Raw genomic sequence first — 18,072 nt, 5'->3', positions numbered from 1 at the left:
CGTAGCGAGTTGCGCCACGCGCTCATCCGGCGAGCACCGCAGGTTGCCCGAGCGTTCAGCGAGGGCCGCAGCCTGTGGGCGCCGCCCGCGCGCAGGCCGGGGCCGGCGGACCAAGCAGAGGGCGCAGCAAGACGCAACGCACACCGCAGGGCCAGCACAGCAAAGGCAAGACACGACACCCATCACGGCGTCCACTTCCACCAGGCGATTCGCGCCCAATGCACCAACGGCCGCGTCCACGTCCACAGCAGGCTCGCCCGCCCCGCATCCACCTTCGCCACGCCCTCCATGTTCGGACTGAGCTTGGGCGCCCCCTGCGCCAGCTGCGCCTCCACGCGGAAGAAGTTGTGCCCCTCCTCCGCCACCGACACCGGCGTGATCTTGCTCACCGTGAAATCCCAGGCCTGCCCCGGCAGGCTCGCGAGCACCAGCCGGCCGCCCTGCCCCAGCCGCACCTCGCCGATGTCGCGCTCGTCCACCTTCAGGATCACCCGCCAGGCATCCAGCGGCGCCAGCTCGAACAGCACCTTGCCCTGCTCCACCGGCGAGCCCAGCTGCTGCGACAGATCGCCCTTGACCACCACGCCATCGAAGGGCGCGGCGATGTTCACCCGCTCCAGCTTGGCCAGCACCAGATCGAGTTGCGCCCGCGCCTGGTTGGCCTGGGCCGAGGCCAGCCGCTGGTTGACCCGGTTGCCCGCGGCCATCGCCTCACGCTCCTTGCCCAGCGCCACCTCCAGGTCGGACTCCCAGCGCAGCTTCTCCAGCCGCAGGTCCTTGTCCTCCAGCACCGCCAGCACCTGGCCGCGGCGCACCACGTCGCCCGCACGGGCCGGGGCTTCACGCACATAGCCCTCGAAGGGCGCCACGGCCGCCCGCTGCACGGCCCCTTCCACCAGGGCTGGCGCCGAGATGCGGAAGGGCGCGGGCACCACGGCCAGCAGCAGCAGCACGATGGCCGCCACGCCCACGCCCAGCTTCAGGGCCGGATGCGAGCCGTCGACGATGCGGCCCAGCCAGAAGCGGCCACGGCGCAGGCTGCGCGCCGGCAGGCTCTCGCCCGCCTCGCGCTGCAGCCGCAGCACCGGCGCCAGCACGCCTGCCGCTGCATCCAGCAGCCGCAGCGCCGCGGCATCGGGCGGCGACTCCAGCTCCAGCAGCAGCACGCCCACCACCTCGTTGACATCGGCCAGCGGCAACGAGAGCAGGGCCGGCGCGCCCACCACCTCGGCATGGCGGCGATGGGCCTCACGCAGCAGCAGCGGATCGGCATCGTCCGGTGCCGGCCACTGCACCATGCGCCGCTGATCGAAGGCCTCGTGCATGGCCTGCACCGCCTGGCCCAGCGCCTGCGCCCGTTCGTCGAAGCTGGCCGCATGCGAGGTCGCCAGCAGCTTGAGCGCCTTGCCGCGCGGCAGGGCCAGCAGCACCTGCCGGGCCGAAAGGCGGCGGCCCAGGCGGTTCACCAGCGCCAGCCCAGCCTCGCGCAGGCCCGGCTCAGCCATCAGCGCGAGCGCGGTGTCGAGCAGGAAGGCGCCGTCGGCGGTGCGGGCGGCCTGATCGCGCGCCTCATGGCGGCCCAGCATCTCCAGCAGCCAGCCGGCGCCCCAGTGGGTCAGGCGCGAGGCCTGGGCCACAGCCGGCTCGGCGGCCGGGCCCAGGTCGAGCACGACGGCGCCGTGCAGTTGCCCATCCTGCGCCAGCGGGTAGGCCAGGCGCACATGACGCAGCTCGTCGCGCCGCACCACGCCCTCGCGCGTGCGCAGCGACTCGGTGGCGATCTCGGCCAGGTAGGCCAGGTCGCGCCCGGCCGGCCAGGTGGCCACGGGCGCGAAGCTGTCGTCCGGCTGGCGCAGCAGCAGCAGACCGGCGCGGGCCTGCGTCAGCGCGCTGGCCAGCACCTGCAGCCAGGCGCCCAGCCATGCCCCGGCATGGCCGGCCTGGGCCAGCGCCTGCCAGGGGTCGGCCTGCGGGCCGCCGATGGCGCCTGCACCTGCACCTGCACCCGGACCCTGCCTGGCGGGCGGCCGCGCCGCGGATGCGTCGGCATCGGCCGCAGCTGCGTCGTGCGAAACGGGCATCACGGATTGGCCAGCAGCGCGTCCAGCGCCATCAGGTCGGGCTCGGTCAGCTGACCGGCCGCGGCCCTGAGCTGCAGGCCGGCGATCAGCGTCTGGTAGCGCGCGGCCGACAGGTCGCGCCGCGTGGCATAGAGCTGCTGCTCGGCATTGAGCACGTCGATGCGGTTGCGCAAACCCACCTCCAGCCCACGGCGGGTGGAGGTCAGCTGCGTCTGCCCCGACTGCTCGGCTTGGGTGAGTGCCCGGCTCAGCGCCAGGCCCGACTGCACGCCCAGCTGCGCCTGCCGCGCATCCAGCCGGGCCTGGCGGCGGGCGTCCTCCAGCTCCTGCTCGGCGCGGCGCAGGTTGGCCGCGGCCTCGCGGGCGCGGGAGCTGATGGCGCCGCCCTGGTAGATCGGCAGCGACAGCTCCAGTCCCACGCTGGCCTGGCGCACCGTGTTGCGGCCCAGGCTGGTGAAGTTGGCATTGCGGTTCTCGCCCACGCTGGCCACCAGGTCCAGCGCCGGCTGGTGACCGGCCTCTCGCACGGCGACTTCGCGCTCGGCGATGTCGCGCGTGATCTGCGCGGCCGACACCTGCAGCGATTCGGTGGGCGCGCGCTCGACCCAGTCGCGCGCCTGCTCGGCCGGCACACGGTCGATGCCGGCCTGCGGGGCCAGAGGCGCCAACGGCGGCAGCTCGCGGTTGATGGACTTCTCCAGCGTGCGGCGCTTGACCTCCAGCTCGTTGGCCGCGGCCACTTCCTGCGCCACCGTCAGGTCGTAGCGGGACTGGGCCTCGTTGACGTCGGTGATCGGCACCACCCCCACGTCCAGGCTCTTCTGCGCCTGGGCCAGCTGCTGCGAGAAGGAGTCCTTCTGCGCCTGCAGCGTCTGCAGCGCGTCCTGTGCCTGCAGCACCTCGAAGTAGCCCTTGGCCACGCGCAGCAGCAGCTCCTGTTCGGCGATGCGCAGCTGCTGCGCTGCCAGCACCGACTGCAGCTCGCCCTGCTTCGCCGCCGCCCAGTTGGCCGGCCGGTACAGCGGCTGGGCCGCCTGCAGCGTGACGCCGCTGGAGGTGTAGTCGCGCCCGCCCTGGTAGGTGCTGGAATGCTCGTCGTTCTCGCGCAGGTTGGCGTTCAGGCTCACGGTGGGCAGCAGGCCGGCGCGGCCCTGCACCGCCTTCTCGGCACCGGCGGCGGCGGCCTCGCGGGCGGCGGCCCACTGGGCATCGTTCTCGCGCGCCAGCTGCAGCAGCTCGCCCAGCGTGGCGGCCGGCACCGTGCCGGCATACAGGGCCAGCGGCAGCAGCCAGGCATGGCGGGCGAGACGGCGGGAGTTCAGCGTCGTGGGCATGGCGGACCTCCTCACTTCAACGGGCCGTAGCGGCCCTCGTATTGCGACACCAGTCGGCCCAGCAGCTCCGACAGCCGCTTGGCGGCGAAGGGGCTCATCACGATGCGATGGGTGAGCTCGATCTCCACCTCGGGGGCCATGCGGTCCCAGTTGTTGTTCATGCCGAAGTTCAGCACCACCTCCTCCTGCGTGGAGTTGGCGTTGGCGAAGTTGACGTACGAGCTCTTGAGCCCGTCCACCTTCCACTGGATGCGCGGGTTGGCGCCGTCGGCGGCGGGCGGGGTGTCGTGGGGTTCCATGGGCTGCTTCTCCTCGGAAAGGGTTTTGTTCGTGGCTTCGTTCGTCGGGCGTGGCGTCAGAGCCGGATGTGCCAGTCCTGGGCCGGTGGCGGCGTGTCCTCGGACGCCAGCCAGCCGCCGATCCAGCCCACGCCGGCATGGCGCGGCGCGGCCTCGGGCGGCAGGCCCGGGCGGGCCAGCTGGACCACCGGGTCGGCCGCATCGGCGGCGCCGTCTGCCGCACCGCGCCGGCGGCGCCGCACAGGCAGCACACCGGCCATCAGCGACAGACCGGCCACGCCGCCCAGCCAGGAGGCCCAGGCCGGGTCACCGCCCGGGTCCAGGGTGAACTGGCGGCGCTCCAGTGGCAGGCCGGTGTCGCCGGCGGGCACGGGCGTGGCGGCCGCGGCCACCACGGCACCCTCGCCCGCCGTGCTGGCCGCATCCGCACGCAGCGCGGCTGGCGCGCCGACCACGAAGCGGGCGCGGAAGTCGCCGCCCGGCCGTCCGTCGAAGTCGCCATCGAGCGCGCGGCCCTGCAGATCGACCAGGCCGCCCGGGCCGGTGCGGATCACCAGCACATAGGTGCCGGCGGCGAGCGCACCGCCATCGGCCACGAAGACGAAGCCGGCGCCATCCGGATCGGGCACCAGCCGGCCCGGGATGCTGCGGCCTTCGTGCAGCAGTTGCACCGCCGCCGGACGCAGCGGGCCGGTGCCGCCGGCGGCCAGGGCGCGCCAGTCCAGCGGCTGGCTCAGGCGCAGGTGCGGCCCTGCGGCGGTGACCACCACCTGGCGGATCTGCATCGGTGCGGACGGATCGGCCGGTGCCGGCGCGGGCCGCAGCAGGTCGCTGAGCGCGCCCATGGGCGGACGGTCGGCCGGACGGCCGCTCTCGATCACCACGAAGCCGCTGGCCTGCGGATGGGACTGGCCGCCGGTGTGCGCGGTCTGCGCCAGCATCGTGACGCGGCCGTCGCTGCGCCACTGGCCCAGGCCCTCGAGCGGGCGCGGCGACAGGCCCAGCGCAGGCTCAGGCACGCGGCCGCCAGGCGGCTGCGCGGCGGGCCCGTCCACCGGCACCGTGAACGCGGACGCGGGCGACGTCCCGAAGGGCAGCACGGGCGCCGGCGCAAGGGTCACCGGCGGCATGGCCACCACCGGCGGCCGGGCCACCGGAGGCTGCACGACGGGTGGTTGCACCACCGGCGGCTGTGTCACCGGCGGCTGCACCACCGGCGGCGGCGTCACCGGGGGTTCCGTCACCGGAGGCGGAGGCGGAGGCGGAGGCGGCGGCGGCGGCGGCGGCGGGGGTGGCGTCCCCACCGCACGCACGGTGATGTCCACGGTCGCCAGCCCGCTCGCCAGTTCGCCGTCACTCACCGTGTAGGTGAAGCTGTCGCGCCCGCTGAAGCCCTCGGCCGGCGTGTAGCGCACGCGGCCGCCCTCCAGCAGCACCACGCGGCCGTTGGACGGGGCGCCCGCCAGCGTCACCACGAGGGCGCTGCCCTCGGCATCGCTGTCGTTGGCGCGCACGTCGATCTCCACCGACTGACCGGCGTCGACCGTGGCCTGGTCGGCCCGGGCCACCGGCGCCGTGTTGGGCGCGCGCACGGCCACCATCAGCGCGGTGGCCTGCCAGCTTCCGTCGGCATCGACGGCGCTGACCAGCACCGTGCGTCCGGCGCTCGGCGTGTCGTAGATATGGGTGGTGCCCACCGCGGTACCGGGCAGGCGGCTGCTGCTGCCGTCGCCCCAGTCCACCCGCCATTCGGTGACGGTGTCCACGACGTCGGCGTAGCTGAAGGCCAGCGCATAGGCCTGCCCCTGCAGCACGGTGGCCGCGCCCTGTGCACGCACCGTGGGTGCGACGTTGTCGACGTCCACCCGGAAGCGCACGCTGGCGGTGGCGCCCGCGGCGTCGGCCACCTGCACCTCGAAGTCCTGCACCGCCGGGCCGTTGCCGGCCTGCCAGCGCAGCACGCCCAGCGCATCCACCGTCGCGCCCTGCGGGCCGGTGAGCAGGCGCCAGTCCAGCGCATCGCCGTCCGCATCGGTGGCGCGCAGCGCGAGCTGCAGGGGCTGGCCTTCGGCCGCCCGCTGGTTGGGCACGGCGTCGAGCGCCGGCGCCCGGTTGGCGGCGCGCACCTGCACCGCCACCGGCGCGGCGGCCCAGTCGCCGTCGGCATCGCGCGCCGTCACCTGGATCTGGCGGCTGCCGGTATCGGCATAGGCGTGCGTGGCGCTGCGCAGGCCGCCTTCCAGCGTGCTGCGGCTGCCGTCGCCCCAGTCGATCAGCCACTGGGTGGGCAGGTCCGCCGGGTCGGTGTAGGCCAGCGAGAGCACGTAGTCCTGCCCTGCCACCGCGAGCGCCGCCCCGCTGGCACGCACCTGCGGCGCCACGTTGTCGACTGCGACGTCGAAGCTGCGGCTGGCGCGCAGCCCTCCCGGGTCGCTCACCCGCACGATGAAGCGCTGCGTGACGGGGCCGTTGCCGGCGGTCCAGCGGATGGCGCCGGTCGCCGCATCGATGGTGGCGCCGTCGGGTGCGGCCTCGAAGCTGTAGCTCAGCACGTCACCGTCCACGTCGCTGCCGCGGGCAGACACGGCCAGCGCCGCGCCCTCGGCCAGCCGCGCGTCGGCCAGGGCCTCCAGCAGCGGCGCGTCGTTGACCGGCCGCACCGTCAGGCGGACCGTGGCCGCGGCGCTGGTGAACTCGCCGTCGCTCACGGTATAGGTGAAGCTGTCGGCGCCGTTGTAGTCGGCCGCAGGCGTGTACTGCACCCGGCCATCGGCCAGCACCTGCAGGCTGCCATGCGCGGGGCCGGTCACGATGGCCGCCGAGAGCGGTCCGCCCTCGGCATCGCGGTCGTTGGCCAGCACCGCCACGGCCAGGGGAGTGTCCTCGTCGGTGGTGGCGCTGTCGTCCACCGCCACCGGCGCGGTGTTGACGGCCTGCACCGTCACGCTCACCGTCACCGCCTCGCTCAGCAGGAAGCCGTCGGAGGCGCGGTAGCTGAAGCTCGTGCTGCCGGTGAAGCCGGCGGCCGGCGTGTAGACCACGCGGCCCTGGTCCAGCACCACGCTGCCCTGCCCGGCCGGCGGCTGCGTGAGCGACACGATGGCCAGCGCGTCGCCGTTGGCGTCGCGGTCGTTGGCGAGCACGTCGATGGTGACGGCGCGGCCGGCCGTCGTGGTGGCGCTGTCGGCCTGGGCCACCGGCGCCAGGTTCACGGTCTCGACCTGGATGTCCACCCGCGTCAGCGCGCCGGGCGCGATGCCGTCGGTGGCCCGGTACAGGAAGAAGTCCTGCCCCGTGTAGTCCGCATTGGGCACATAGGTCAGCACGCCGTCCACGCCGAGCACCAGGCTGCCGTGGGCGGGCGCGCCCACCACGGCCAGGCTCATCGGGTCGCCGTCGGGGTCCACGTCGTTGGCCAGCACGTCGATGCGCACGGCCTGGCCACGCGCCGTGCTGGCGATGTCGCCCACGCTCTGCGGCGCGCGGTTGCCGTCGACCACGAAGCCGACGTTGTCCACCTTCACCTGGCTGCCCAGGCTGCCGAAGCCCAGCAGGTCGAAGGCCAGCTGCACCTCGCGCCGGTCAGTGATGGCCGAGACGTCGATGCGCACCTGCAGCGTGCCGCTGCCCGCGGGCAGCTGCGTCAGCGGCTGGTTGTCGAAACTCACGCCCTGCGCGCTGTAGATGCGTCCATTGGCCTGGATGTTGATGAGCGCGTCGGTGCGCGTCAGGCCGATGCCGCCCAGCACCGACAGGCCCGTCGCCGCATCCACCAGCGCCACCTCGAAGGCATCGCCGATGCCTCCGGCCAGGGCCTCCAGGTTGACGCCCACCAGGTCGAAGCTGAGATAGCGCGCGCCGGCCGGCACGCGGAAGTTCTGCGTCAACCGCGCGTTGATGCGCGCGTCCTCGCCCAGCGTGGCCACGCCGCCGGTGAAGGCGACGTTGCCACGCGTGGTCCAGTCGGCGGCACTGTCAAAGGCGCCGTTGGCCACGCCGGTCGCCAGCAGCGCATCGGCTGCGCCGGTGCCAGCCGCCTCGCGCAGTTGCAGGTCGGCGGCGGTGGGCAGGCGGCGCTCGCCCAGGGGCAGCGTGCCGGCCATGATGCTGCCGCTCGCACCCTGCTGGCGCTCCTGCGCATGGCCCAGGCCCAGCACGTGGCCGAACTCGTGGGTCAGCAGGCTCAGCAGGTCCTCGCGGCCCGCGGCCGGGCCGGTGCCGGCCCAGAAGCGGGTGGGGTCGGTGGTGGCAACGAATTCGGCGTTGTCCGCCGGCGTGCCGTCCAGGAACCAGCCGCGGCCGGCCGCGTCGTCGTCCACATAGACCGTGGCGCTGCCGTCGGCGGCGCGCACGGTGTAGCCCAGCACGTCGGGTCCCAGGTTGGCGACGACCACGCGCACGCCCTCCAGGGCCGCGGTGTCGGTGCCGGTCGCAGCCCAGGCCGCACGGGCCTGCGCCGACAGCGACGCGATCTGCGCGTCCGGCACCGTATGGCTGGCGATGGGCTGCGAGGCCAGGCCCTGCTGGTCGCTGGTGGCCGCCTGCAGGCGGAACACGATGCCGCCCACGCCGCCGTCGTCGTCCTCCACCGTTACGGTCACCGACTGCGAGCCGCCGAAGGCATGGCTCACGCGTGCCCCGGCATTGGCGATGCGCGTGCCGTCGCTGAACACCCAGGTGTAGCTGTGCGTGTCCAGCGTACCCGGGTCGCTCACCGTGGCGACGAAGTCGAAGCCGTTGCTGCCCGGTGTGGCCGCGACGGTGACGGTCGGCGCCACGTTCTGCACCGCGAAGCGCACCACGCTGGTCTGCCGCGTCGAATAGCTGATGCCGGCGTCGCTGTACTGGTAGCTGACCTTGGCGTCGTAGTAGTCGAGCTGCGTGCCGGGCCGGTCGTCGCGGTAGACATGCTCGAGCTTGACGGTGGCGTCGGGCGCCACCACCACGTCGCGGGTGAAGGTGCCGTCGTCCCAGTCCACCGTCACGGTGAAGGTGCCGGCAAAGGCGGTCGAGGACGGCCGGCCGCGCACCAGGATGTAGACGGTGTCGCCCTCGTCATAGGGCTCGGCCTCGATCACCCGGAAGGGGGGCGGGTCCTCCTTCTCCTTGGGCGGCTGCGGCGGCGCGGGCGGCGCGGGCGGCGCCGGGGGAGCCGGTGGCCCAGGGGGCGGTGGCGAAGGCGGCTCCGGGGCCGGCGGCGGGCCCGGTGGCAGAGGCGGCGGGGGCGGCACGGGCGGCTGCGGGGGCGCCGGCGGCTGCGGCGGGCCGGGCGGCGCGGGCGGCTGGCCGGGCGGCGGCGGGGGCGGCGGATTGCGGCCCGGCTCCTCCGGCGGGGGCGGCGGCGGATCCTCCGTCACCAGCAGCAGGCGCACCTGGGCCTTGCCCTCCCCGGTGTCGTCGTCGGTCACCGTCACGCGGACGGTGTAGCTGCCGCCGATGTTCTGGGCGGGCAGCAGGATGTCCTGCTTGTCCTTCTGCGTCGAGTTGAAGACCACGCTGCCGTCGGCGGCCACCAGCTGCCACGTGTAGGTGAAGGTGTCGGCCTTGCCGGGATCGGTCACCCCGGCGAAGAAGTACAGCGGCTGGCCCACGGTGCCGATCACGTCCCCGCTGAGGTCGACCACCGGCGCCACGTTGTTCACCGTGAGCTGCGTCTCCGCCGTCACCGGCGCCGTGCTCCCGGCCGGCATGTCGTCGTCGCGCAGGCTGACCTTGATCTTCAGCGTGTCGCTCGGCGTGGCGGTGGGGTTGTCGTCCAGGAACTCGCGCTCGACGCGGGTCTGGGTCTGCCCGGCCGCGATCGTGAATTGCTGCTTGATGCCGTCGCCCCAGTCGATCTCGCCGGTGAAGCTGTCGCGCTTGCCCGGGTCGGTCACGGTGATGGTGAGGGTGGCCTTCTCGCCTTCCTTGATGCTGGTGGCCGACACCTTGGCCTCGATCTCGGGCCGCACGTTGAGCACGCGGATGCCGGCCTCGGTCTTGCCGGTGGCCAGGCCCGTGTCGTCGTCCTTGAGCTCGACCTGCACCTTGACGTCGTCGCCGTCGGTGCCGGTCGGGTCGTCGTCCTCGAAGGGAATCTCGACCGAGAAGCTGCCCAAGCCGTCCGCGAAGGTGACCGTGCCCTGGTAGCTCTGGCCGCCGCGCTTGACCACCACCGTGTGCGTGTCCTGCTTGCCGGCGTCGGTGAAGCTGCCGCGCAGCACGGCCTTGTCGCCTTCCTTGACCTCGGCCTTGTCGAAGGCCAGCTCGGTGATCACCGGCGGCACGTTCACCACCGTGACCTGACCGCTGCGCTCGCCCTTGAGGCCGTCGTCGTCGCGCACGCTCACTCGGATCGTGCGCACGTCCTGCGGCGTGCCCGTGGCGGGGTCGTCGTCCACCACCAGCCGCTTGGCGCTGAAGCTGCCCGGCGCATTCGGGCCGGTCGGCTTGGTGAAGTCGGTGACCGTCGTCTTGGTGCCGTCGCCCCAGTCGATCTCGATCACGTAGTCGTCGCGGTCCTGCGCCGGGTCGGTGAAGGTGCCACTCACGGTGAGCTCTTCGCCCTCCTTCACGCGCACGCTGTCGAAGACCAGCGGCGACACCGTGGGCGCCACGTCGTTGACAGTGAGCTTGGCGCGCGCGCCGTTCACGCCGATCACATTGGTGGCGCCAGCCGTCAGGGTGTAGGTATCGGTGGAGGTCGCCGTGGGGTTGTCGTCCGGGTAGTCGCGCTCGAAGGTGTAGGAGCTCGTGCCCGCCGGCACCGTCACCGTCTGCGGCTGGGGCCCACCGTCACCCCAGTCGAAGCTGAGGACCACCGGCTTGGTCGGGTCCTCGGGCGCGAAGCTCACCACCGCGCGGGCCTTGCCGCCCTCGTTGATGCTCGACTGGTCGAGCTTGATCTCCAGGCCCTTGGAGAAGCGCACGTCGTCCAGGAAGAAGAACTGGCTGGCCAGCGTGTTCAGCAAGCTGACGCCGGTGACTGCGGCCACCTTGTCCGTCGCCTTGTCCCAGAAGTCGACGCTGACGTCCTGTTCCATGTTCTCGACGGCGATCGTCAGCGTGGCCACCTTGCCCTTGAAGCGCTCGGGCACCACGAAGCTGTAGCCGATGCGCTTCATGAAGCTGGGCTCCAGCACGGTGGACTCGGACCAGTCCTGGATGCCGTCGGCCTTCATCGAGATCGTGACCTTGGCGCTGGGCGAGAGCATCGCCGGCGCGAAGATGTTGAAGCTCAACAGTGGCTCGTCGGTCGGCACCAGCAGGCGGTTGTGCGTGATCTTGTCGAGGTTGAGCACCGACTTCAACGCGTCATCGATTGGCTGCGGCGGCTTGTTATCCGGGAAGAAGGCGCCGACGAGCGTGCGCAGGATCTGGCCGCCGCCCATCATCAGCGCGTAATTGCTGTTCTCGCCCAGGAAGGTCTTGAGCAGGACGTCCAGGTTCTCCTTGAGGAACTCCTTGAGCTTGCCGACGCCGGCCGGGTCGATGGACTTGTCGGATCCCTGGATCTTGAAGGCCTCGTCGGGCTTGGGAATGGTGCCCGTCAGGTCGTTGCCCAGCAGCAGCAGGTTGTCGAGGATGCTGGAGATGGCGCCGTCGAACTGGTCGAACAACTTGTCGCTCCAGGCCACCTTGGCCTTGTTCTCCGCCTCCTTCTCGACCCAGGACTCGTACCACTTCTTGTAGCCGTCCGAGCTCTTGTCGTTGGGGGCTTCGGGCAGGCCGAAGGTGTCGGCCTTGGCCTTGTTCACCAACACGCCCAGGGTGGCATCCCAGATCTTGTCGAAGACCTTGCCCAACACCTCCTTGGCGAGCGCCGTCGGGCTGGTCTCCATCACGAACAGGCCAGTCAGGTCCACCGTCCCCAGGCTGCCCAGCGTCAGGCCGAAGCCCGAACCGCCATGGAAGGACCAACCCGGCAGTTCGTACGAGAAGGGGAACCGGTACTTGTCGTCCGCGCCGGTCAGCCGCTTGTAGAGCGACTGCCGCAGTCCGTTCTCGAAGTTGCCGTTGAACACCGACGGCACCACCTCGGTGCCCTTGGTGACTTCGGTGTTGTCGTTGGCCGGATCGGCCGGGTCGACGCCGGCGTCCTTGCCCTTGTCGGGCCGCACGGCCAGGCCGCCACCCAGGTCGCTGTAGTAGAAGCCGTTGCCGATGCCTTCCCAGATGCGCCCGTTGTAGCTGCGGTACCACGGCACGTTGGTGAAGTTGAAGCTGGGCAGCTGGAAGGTGGTCAGGCCCATCACGCCCTCGTCCACCACGCGCCGGAAGATCGGCATGTCGGCGAAGCTGAGGATGTCGGTGTCGGCCGTGCCGGCATACCACTGCCACACGCGGCTGTGCGGCCCGCCCAGGCCGAAGCTGTAGGCGAAGGAGACGGCGAAGGGCAGGTTGAGCTTGCCCATCCAGTCGTCCTGGCCGAAGCCCGCGAGGTTGTCCAGCTGGATCTCCAGGTCGGCGCCATCGATGTGAGTGCCGAAGGGCGTGGCCGTCACGGCGCGCGAGGCATTGGTCTTCGCATCGAGGAACTGGAAGCCGATGGGCACCGGCGTCGACGACTGGAAGTAGTTGTCGAAGAAGCCGACGTTGCTCCAGCGCTTGACGTCCGGGTCCATGAAGTCGGCGTAGGGAATGTCCAGCGTGACGCCGAAACGTTCGGCCCACGTGATGAACTCCTTGATGCCCGCGCCGACCCGATTCAGGGCCACGGCGGCGCCCTGCCCGCCCGGAATCAGCGCGACAGCCACCGAGGCCAGCTGGCTGGCGGTCGCGATGGCGTCGAGCATGGACTGGATCGGAATGTCCAGCGAGTCCTGCTTGAAGTCGTGCGCGTCCAGCGTGGTCATGTGGATGTTCTTCACATCCGGGTTGCGCACACCCAGGCGCTGGATGATCTCGCTGTTGACCACCGTGCCGCGGCTGTGGCCGATGAAGTGCAGCGCCGAGCCGAGGATGCCGCCGCCGGTGGCCTGGTCGAGCTCGATCAGCGAGGCATAGAGCGCGTCGGCCGCGGCCTCGGAGAAGCCCGAGTCGCTGATGTCCGACTCCTTGACCCAGTCGGACACCAGCACCACCGCCTTGCCCGCCTGCAGGGCCGAGGCGCCGTAGCGGCGCGTGATCGGGTCCCACCAGCGGCCGGTGTTCTTGTCGTAGTACAGCACCACGCCACCGCCCGAAGCCTCGGCGATCACAGTGCCCAGTTCCTTGAAGGCCTCCGGCTGCTGGAAGGGCGGATCCGCCAGTTCGGGCGTGGGAATGAACTGGAAGCCGTGGGTCAGCACGGTCACGCTGGTGTACAGGCCGGTGGAGGCCTCCTTCTCGGTGGCGAAGCTGCTGGCCTCCCGGAAGCTTTCGCCGTTGGCGATCAGCTTGACACCCCAGTAGTAGTTCTGCCCCGAGGTCATCAGCTTGACGATCTCCAGCGGGATCGTCGCCTGCTTGGTGCCGGCCCCCAGCACTTCCGATGTCCAGATCCGGTTGGGGTTGTTGTCGCTGCCCTTGTAGCTGGGGTTCTTGTCGACCTTGTCGATGCGGGTGCGCGGCGCGTCGTCGGGCCACAGGCCCTGGCCGGGCGGCAGGGCGCTCACATAGACCTGCACCGTGTACTCGGAAGTGCCGAGGGCCAGCGTGTCCACGTCCCACTTCAGCACGATGGCCTTGGTGGCGTCCTGGCCGACATTGACCGCACCCTTGGGCTCCAGCAGTGTCAGCGGGTCATAGGGCTGCACGGTCAGGCCGCGCAGATTGCGGCTCACCGAGATGCCGGGCAAGTTGATCTTGCTGTCGTAGCCGTCGCCGTTCAGCGGCGAATAGTCGATGGGGAAGCGCTTGAAGTTCTTGCCGGTGGCCTCGGTCGCCTCGTTGATGAACTGCTGGACATCGAACACCAGCACGTCGCCCGGCCCCTTGTAGGTGGCGTAGAGCTTGGCGCCGTCCGAGGACAGGACCAGCTCGGTGGCGAAGGCCAGCGGGATCGGCGTCGTCACCGCCATCAGCTTCGGCTCGCCGTTCAGTCCGAAGGGGTCGCGGATGATGCCCACCTTCGAGCCCCATTCATGGGTCTCCATGAACTCCATCCAGAAGGCCGGGTCGTTGGAGCCGGTCGAGGGCGGCACGCCCCAGTCCAGCACGAAGGCCCAGTTGAGGTTGGGCGTCACCACGACATCCACCGCGTTGCGGATGTCGAGTTGGTACTTCTGCTGCCGGTCGTCCTGGATCGTGAGCGCCACCCCCTTCACGGTGGCCGCGAAAGAGGTGAGCGTGCTGACGTCGTCGCTCGTCACCTGGATGGTGTGGAAGCCACCGTTGCTCGGAATGTCGAGCCGCGAGGCAAAGACCATCTTGTTCTTGTCCGACGTCGCCTTGATGCCGTAGGGCTCCAGGCCGCCGTCGAGGGCGCCCACCACCTCGCGCCAGTGGCGCGGATTGCGCGGCGTCGGGTTGTCCTCGGTCGCCACCGGACGGTCGGCCTCGTCCACGTTGATGACCAGCACCTTGCCCGGGTCGCGGCCACGCTGGGTCCAGGCCTTGGTGCCGCCGAACAGTTCGGTGCCCGGCATGGTCAGGTACAGGCGCGTGCCGTCGGCATTGGTCGCCATGTCGTTGATCTTGCCGCTCAGGTTGTACGCGCCCACCTCTTCGGAGAGCGGGATCACCTGGACGATCTTGTGCAGGAAGCTGGAGCCGGGGTTGATGTCGATCACCACCAGCGACCCCTGGCCCGCCACGTAGAGGTAGCGGCCATTCGGGTCCAGCGCCAGGGCAGTGGCCGACATGCCGGGCAGCAGCTCGATGTAGTCGAGCGCGTCGGTGTCGGGGTTGGCGTCGCGCGGCTGCAGCGTGATGCCGTCGATCACCACGATGGCACCGGGCTTGTCGCCGGAGGGCGTGATGGCGGCGAACACGCGCGACAGATCGGGCGTGGCGATGTTGGTCGTCACGCTGCGCTGCAGGTTGATGAAGTCGATGACCCGCTCTGGCGCCCCGCTGGGGTCGCCCTTGCGCTGCAGGTCCAGCACCAGCACGCCGTCGCCGAACTTGCCCCGCTCGTATTCGCCGATGCCGGCCGCGAAGCCGTAGCCGCCGTTGTTCTGGATCCGGAAGGCGCTGCTGGCGCGGTAGGCCGTGTTGCTGGCCGGCAGGCCGTCAGGCCCCACCGCCGGCACCGCCTCGGGACGGCGCACCGTGACGTCGGCGAGGCCGAGCACCACGGTGGCCGGCACCTTGACGATGAGCAGGGTGTCGCTGGAGCCGACCAGCGGTTTGGCCACGATCTCGCGGCCGCCCTGTGCGAACACGACGCGTGTCTCCGTGATGTCGCCGCTGCCCGACATGAACTGGCTGCCTTCGATCCTCAGCACACCGGTCTCGGCGTCGTACTTCGGCGGCGTGGTCGCGCTGATCTGTGGCAGCGCCGGATTGGGCTGGGGCGGCGTGGGCATCACCGCGCGGATGCGGGCATCGGTGCCGCCCTCGGGCACGTTGATGACGAAGTCGGTCGTCTGGTTGGCGTACAGCGAATAGGCGTTGATGACCTTGGCCTGCTCCACCAGCGGGAAGGTGATCGTCTTGAGGTAGTACATCAAGCCGATCAGGCTGGTGCCGCCGATGAACAGCAGCGCCGGGTTGAACATCTGCTGCAGGTCGATGGTCAGCCCGCGCACGGGCTTGTTGGCCCGCGCCATGAGGATGTTGCCGTTCTGCGAGAGACCGGGCCACGGCGGCGAGGTGGTGCGGGCATAGCCGTCCGCGCCCACCTTGCCGTTGTCCACCGGCATCCAGTACTTGCGCATCACGCCGTCGGGCACGTCGGACTCGACCTCGACGAAGAAGTACACCGTCTCGCCGGCCGCCAGATCGGTGGGCACCGCGATCTGCAGCGGGCCGGTGATGGCCGAGCCGCTGACCTGCAGGTTGAAGGCGGCCGCGAAGTCCATGGCCTCGGGCAGGCGCGCGGCCTCGAAGTCGGCGGCGCTGCGGCTGGTGAGCGTGACCTGCGCGCCCTCGGCCAGCTGGCCGGCCGCGAAGGCGACCTGCTGCCCGCTCGCGCCCTGGACGATGGCGCCCTGCTTGCCGACCGTGACGGCCTGGCCGTCGGCCGCGACGACCGGCGCCGTCACCTTGACCGGAATCACCTGCTCGGCGCCGCGGAAGATGACCGTGATCGTGGTCTCGCCCACGCGCAGCGCCACCAGGCGCCCCTCGGCGTCGACGGTGGCGATGGTGCTGTCGCCGATCAGGTAGCGGGCACCGCTGGCCGAGGACTGCACGAAGGTGCCCTCGCCGTTCTGCACCACCATCTGACGCGGCGCGCCAGGGGTCAGCGCGATGGCGTCGGGGTAGGCGTCGATGCCGAAGTAGTACGCCAGCAGGCCGCTGGGGTCGGTGGGCACGCCCGCCGACACGGCCGTGGCCGCGCCGATGCTGCCGCGCGTGGCCACCAGCATGCTGTTGCCGTTGGCCACGGCGCGCAGCTGGCCGCCACTCGAGAGCGTGGCCACCGCTGCGTTGCTGCTGGTGAGCGTGACGTAGTCGGCCGGCAGCAGCACGTCCTGCTCGTCCTCGAAGTCGCCGATCAGGCGGATGGACTGCTGCTCGCCCGCGCGCAGCTTGAGCGCGCGCAGGTCGAAGTCGATGGACAGCAGCTTCGCGTCGCTGACGGTGAAGTTCAGCACCGTGGGCGTGGAGGCCGAATAACCGTCGTCGGCCACCAGCGTGATGCTGGCGCTGCCGGTGAAGCCGGCCGCCGGCACGAACTGCAGCGTGCGGCCATCGCCCGCGATGCGCGCCGTGCCCTGGGTCGCGCCGACCACGCGCAGGCTCAGGCGGTCGTTCTCGGCGTCGTGCAGCAGGCGGGCGACGCTGCGCTCGGCCGCCAGGTCCACATGGGTCTTGAAGGTGGCGGCGTCAATGGTCGGCGCCTGGTTGGCGGCATAGCCCAGGTTGGCATAGAGCAGCTGCGAATCGGCACTGTCGACGCGGCCATTGCCGTCCACGTCGGCGGCGGCGCTGTAGGCGCCGGCACGGGCGGTGGCCATGGCGTCGGCATCGCGGCCATCGACGCGCGCATCGCCGTTGATGTCGCCGGCCACGAAGAGGCGCAGGCTGTAGGTGCCCGCACCGCTGCCCGCGACTTCCAGCAGCTTGAGGCCGGCGGCGTCCACGCGGAACAGGGCCAGGGCCTTGTTGCCCTGCACCTGGGTGAGCACCGGCACCAGGCCGGCGATCTGCGGCAGGGCGGGCGCGAGGCCGTCCTGCCCCGTCACCTCCACGCCCAGCAGCACGGCGCCGCCGGCGGTGGAGCGCACCTCGCTCTCGCGCACGCTGAAGGCGTAGCGGTCGGTCTCGCCCGCGGCCAGGCTGCCGCTGCGGCCTGCAGCCAGGTAGGCCAATGCGGCGCCGAGGTCGGCATCCAGCGGCAGCACCTGCGTCGTGGCGCCATAGCGCACCGCTTCGCCCTGCGCCGCACCGCCACCGGTGGCGGTGCTGGCCAGCATCAGCCGGCCCTGCGCGTCGTAGGCATAGCGGGTGGAGGTGGCTGCGGCCAGGTTGCGCGCGCCCACCAGGCGTCCGTCGGCGTCGTATTCGTAGGTGAAGACGCGGCCATCGCTGCTCTGCACCCCGGCGATGCGTCCGCCCGCATCCTGGATGAAGTTCAGCGCGTCGCCGTTGGTGGCGGCCACGCCGCTGTCGGTCACCGTCAGGCGCACGCCGTCGGCATAGACGATGGCCGTCACCTGGCCACCGCTGCCGTCGCGCTTCAGCGCGAATTCATAGCGGGTGCCGTCGGGGCCGGTGAGCGTGTACTGCGCCCGCTCGCCCAGCAGACCGGCCGGGTTGTAGGGCTGGCTGCCGTCCTGCGTGTAGAAGCGGTCGCTGGCACGCGCCAACAGCTGCCGCGCCGATTCGAGCTGCCAGGCCACGCCGCTGTCGGCCACCCACTGCGGGCGCCAGACCTGCACGCCGCCCAGCATCTCGGCCACGGGGCGGAAGGTGAAGCCGGCGCGCTCGCCGGTGGGCAGGGTGACGAAGACGCGGGTGCCCAGGCGCAGGGCCGGGTGCAGGCCCTCGGCCTCGCTGCCGCCCGCGGGCAGGTCGGTGCCGAAGTCCAGGTCGCGCCAGGCCAGGCGCCAGCCTTCGCCGAAGCTGCCGGCGCGGTCGGCGGCCAGCGAGTCGGCGCGGCGGGTGAAGTCCAGCACATGGCCGGCCAGGGTGGCGCTGAAGTCGGTGTCGCTGCGCAGGTAGCGGCTGGCATCGGCGGCGGCGCGCAGCTCCGCGCTGCGCTCGGCCACGCCACTGCGGCCGGCCACATCGGTGGCGCTGAGGCGCAGCACATAGGCGCCGGCCTCGAAGCCGGCCGGATCGAGCGTG

4 protein-coding genes (1 of these 4 cut by a window edge) are annotated in these 18,072 nt (G+C 71.5%); all 4 read right to left on the bottom strand.

What is annotated here, in order from left to right:
* Positions 1–182: 182 nt before the first annotated feature.
* Tightly spaced (at most 56 nt apart), the 4 genes in view from BXA03_RS00325 to BXA03_RS00310 form a layout consistent with a single transcriptional unit that may run on beyond the window.
* Entirely contained in the window at positions 183–2,081 is a 1,899-nt protein-coding gene (locus BXA03_RS00325) for an RND family efflux transporter (protein WP_076503213.1), read from the bottom strand.
* Positions 2,081–3,415: a TolC family outer membrane protein gene (locus tag BXA03_RS00320; protein WP_076503212.1), complete on the bottom strand. Its 1,335-nt coding sequence runs from the start codon at positions 3,413–3,415 to the stop codon at positions 2,081–2,083. Before BXA03_RS00320 ends, BXA03_RS00325 begins: the two co-directional genes overlap by 1 nt.
* Positions 3,416–3,426: 11 nt before the next feature.
* Positions 3,427–3,714: a DUF3467 domain-containing protein gene (locus BXA03_RS00315; RefSeq protein WP_076503211.1), complete on the bottom strand. Its 288-nt coding sequence runs from the start codon at positions 3,712–3,714 to the stop codon at positions 3,427–3,429.
* Positions 3,715–3,770: 56 nt separating this feature from the next.
* Positions 3,771–18,072, bottom strand: partial view of an Ig-like domain-containing protein gene (locus BXA03_RS00310; protein ID WP_076503210.1) — the final stretch only. The gene runs 22,325 nt beyond the window's last position; only the last 14,302 of its 36,627 coding nucleotides appear in the window; the start codon falls outside the window, past its right edge — the gene reads right to left on this strand; its stop codon occupies positions 3,771–3,773.

Origin of the sequence: Pseudacidovorax sp. RU35E, from assembly GCF_900156165.1 — a bacterium.
GTDB lineage: Bacteria > Pseudomonadota > Gammaproteobacteria > Burkholderiales > Burkholderiaceae_C > Xenophilus.
This window is presented reverse-complemented; position numbering and strand designations above follow the sequence as displayed.

Coding starts and splice junctions, on each gene's coding strand:
- BXA03_RS00325 (WP_076503213.1), bottom strand. CDS start 2,081: ATGCCCGTTTCGCACGACGCAGCTGCGGCCGATGCCGACGCATCCGCG.
- BXA03_RS00320 (WP_076503212.1), bottom strand. CDS start 3,415: ATGCCCACGACGCTGAACTCCCGCCGTCTCGCCCGCCATGCCTGGCTG.
- BXA03_RS00315 (WP_076503211.1), bottom strand. CDS start 3,714: ATGGAACCCCACGACACCCCGCCCGCCGCCGACGGCGCCAACCCGCGC.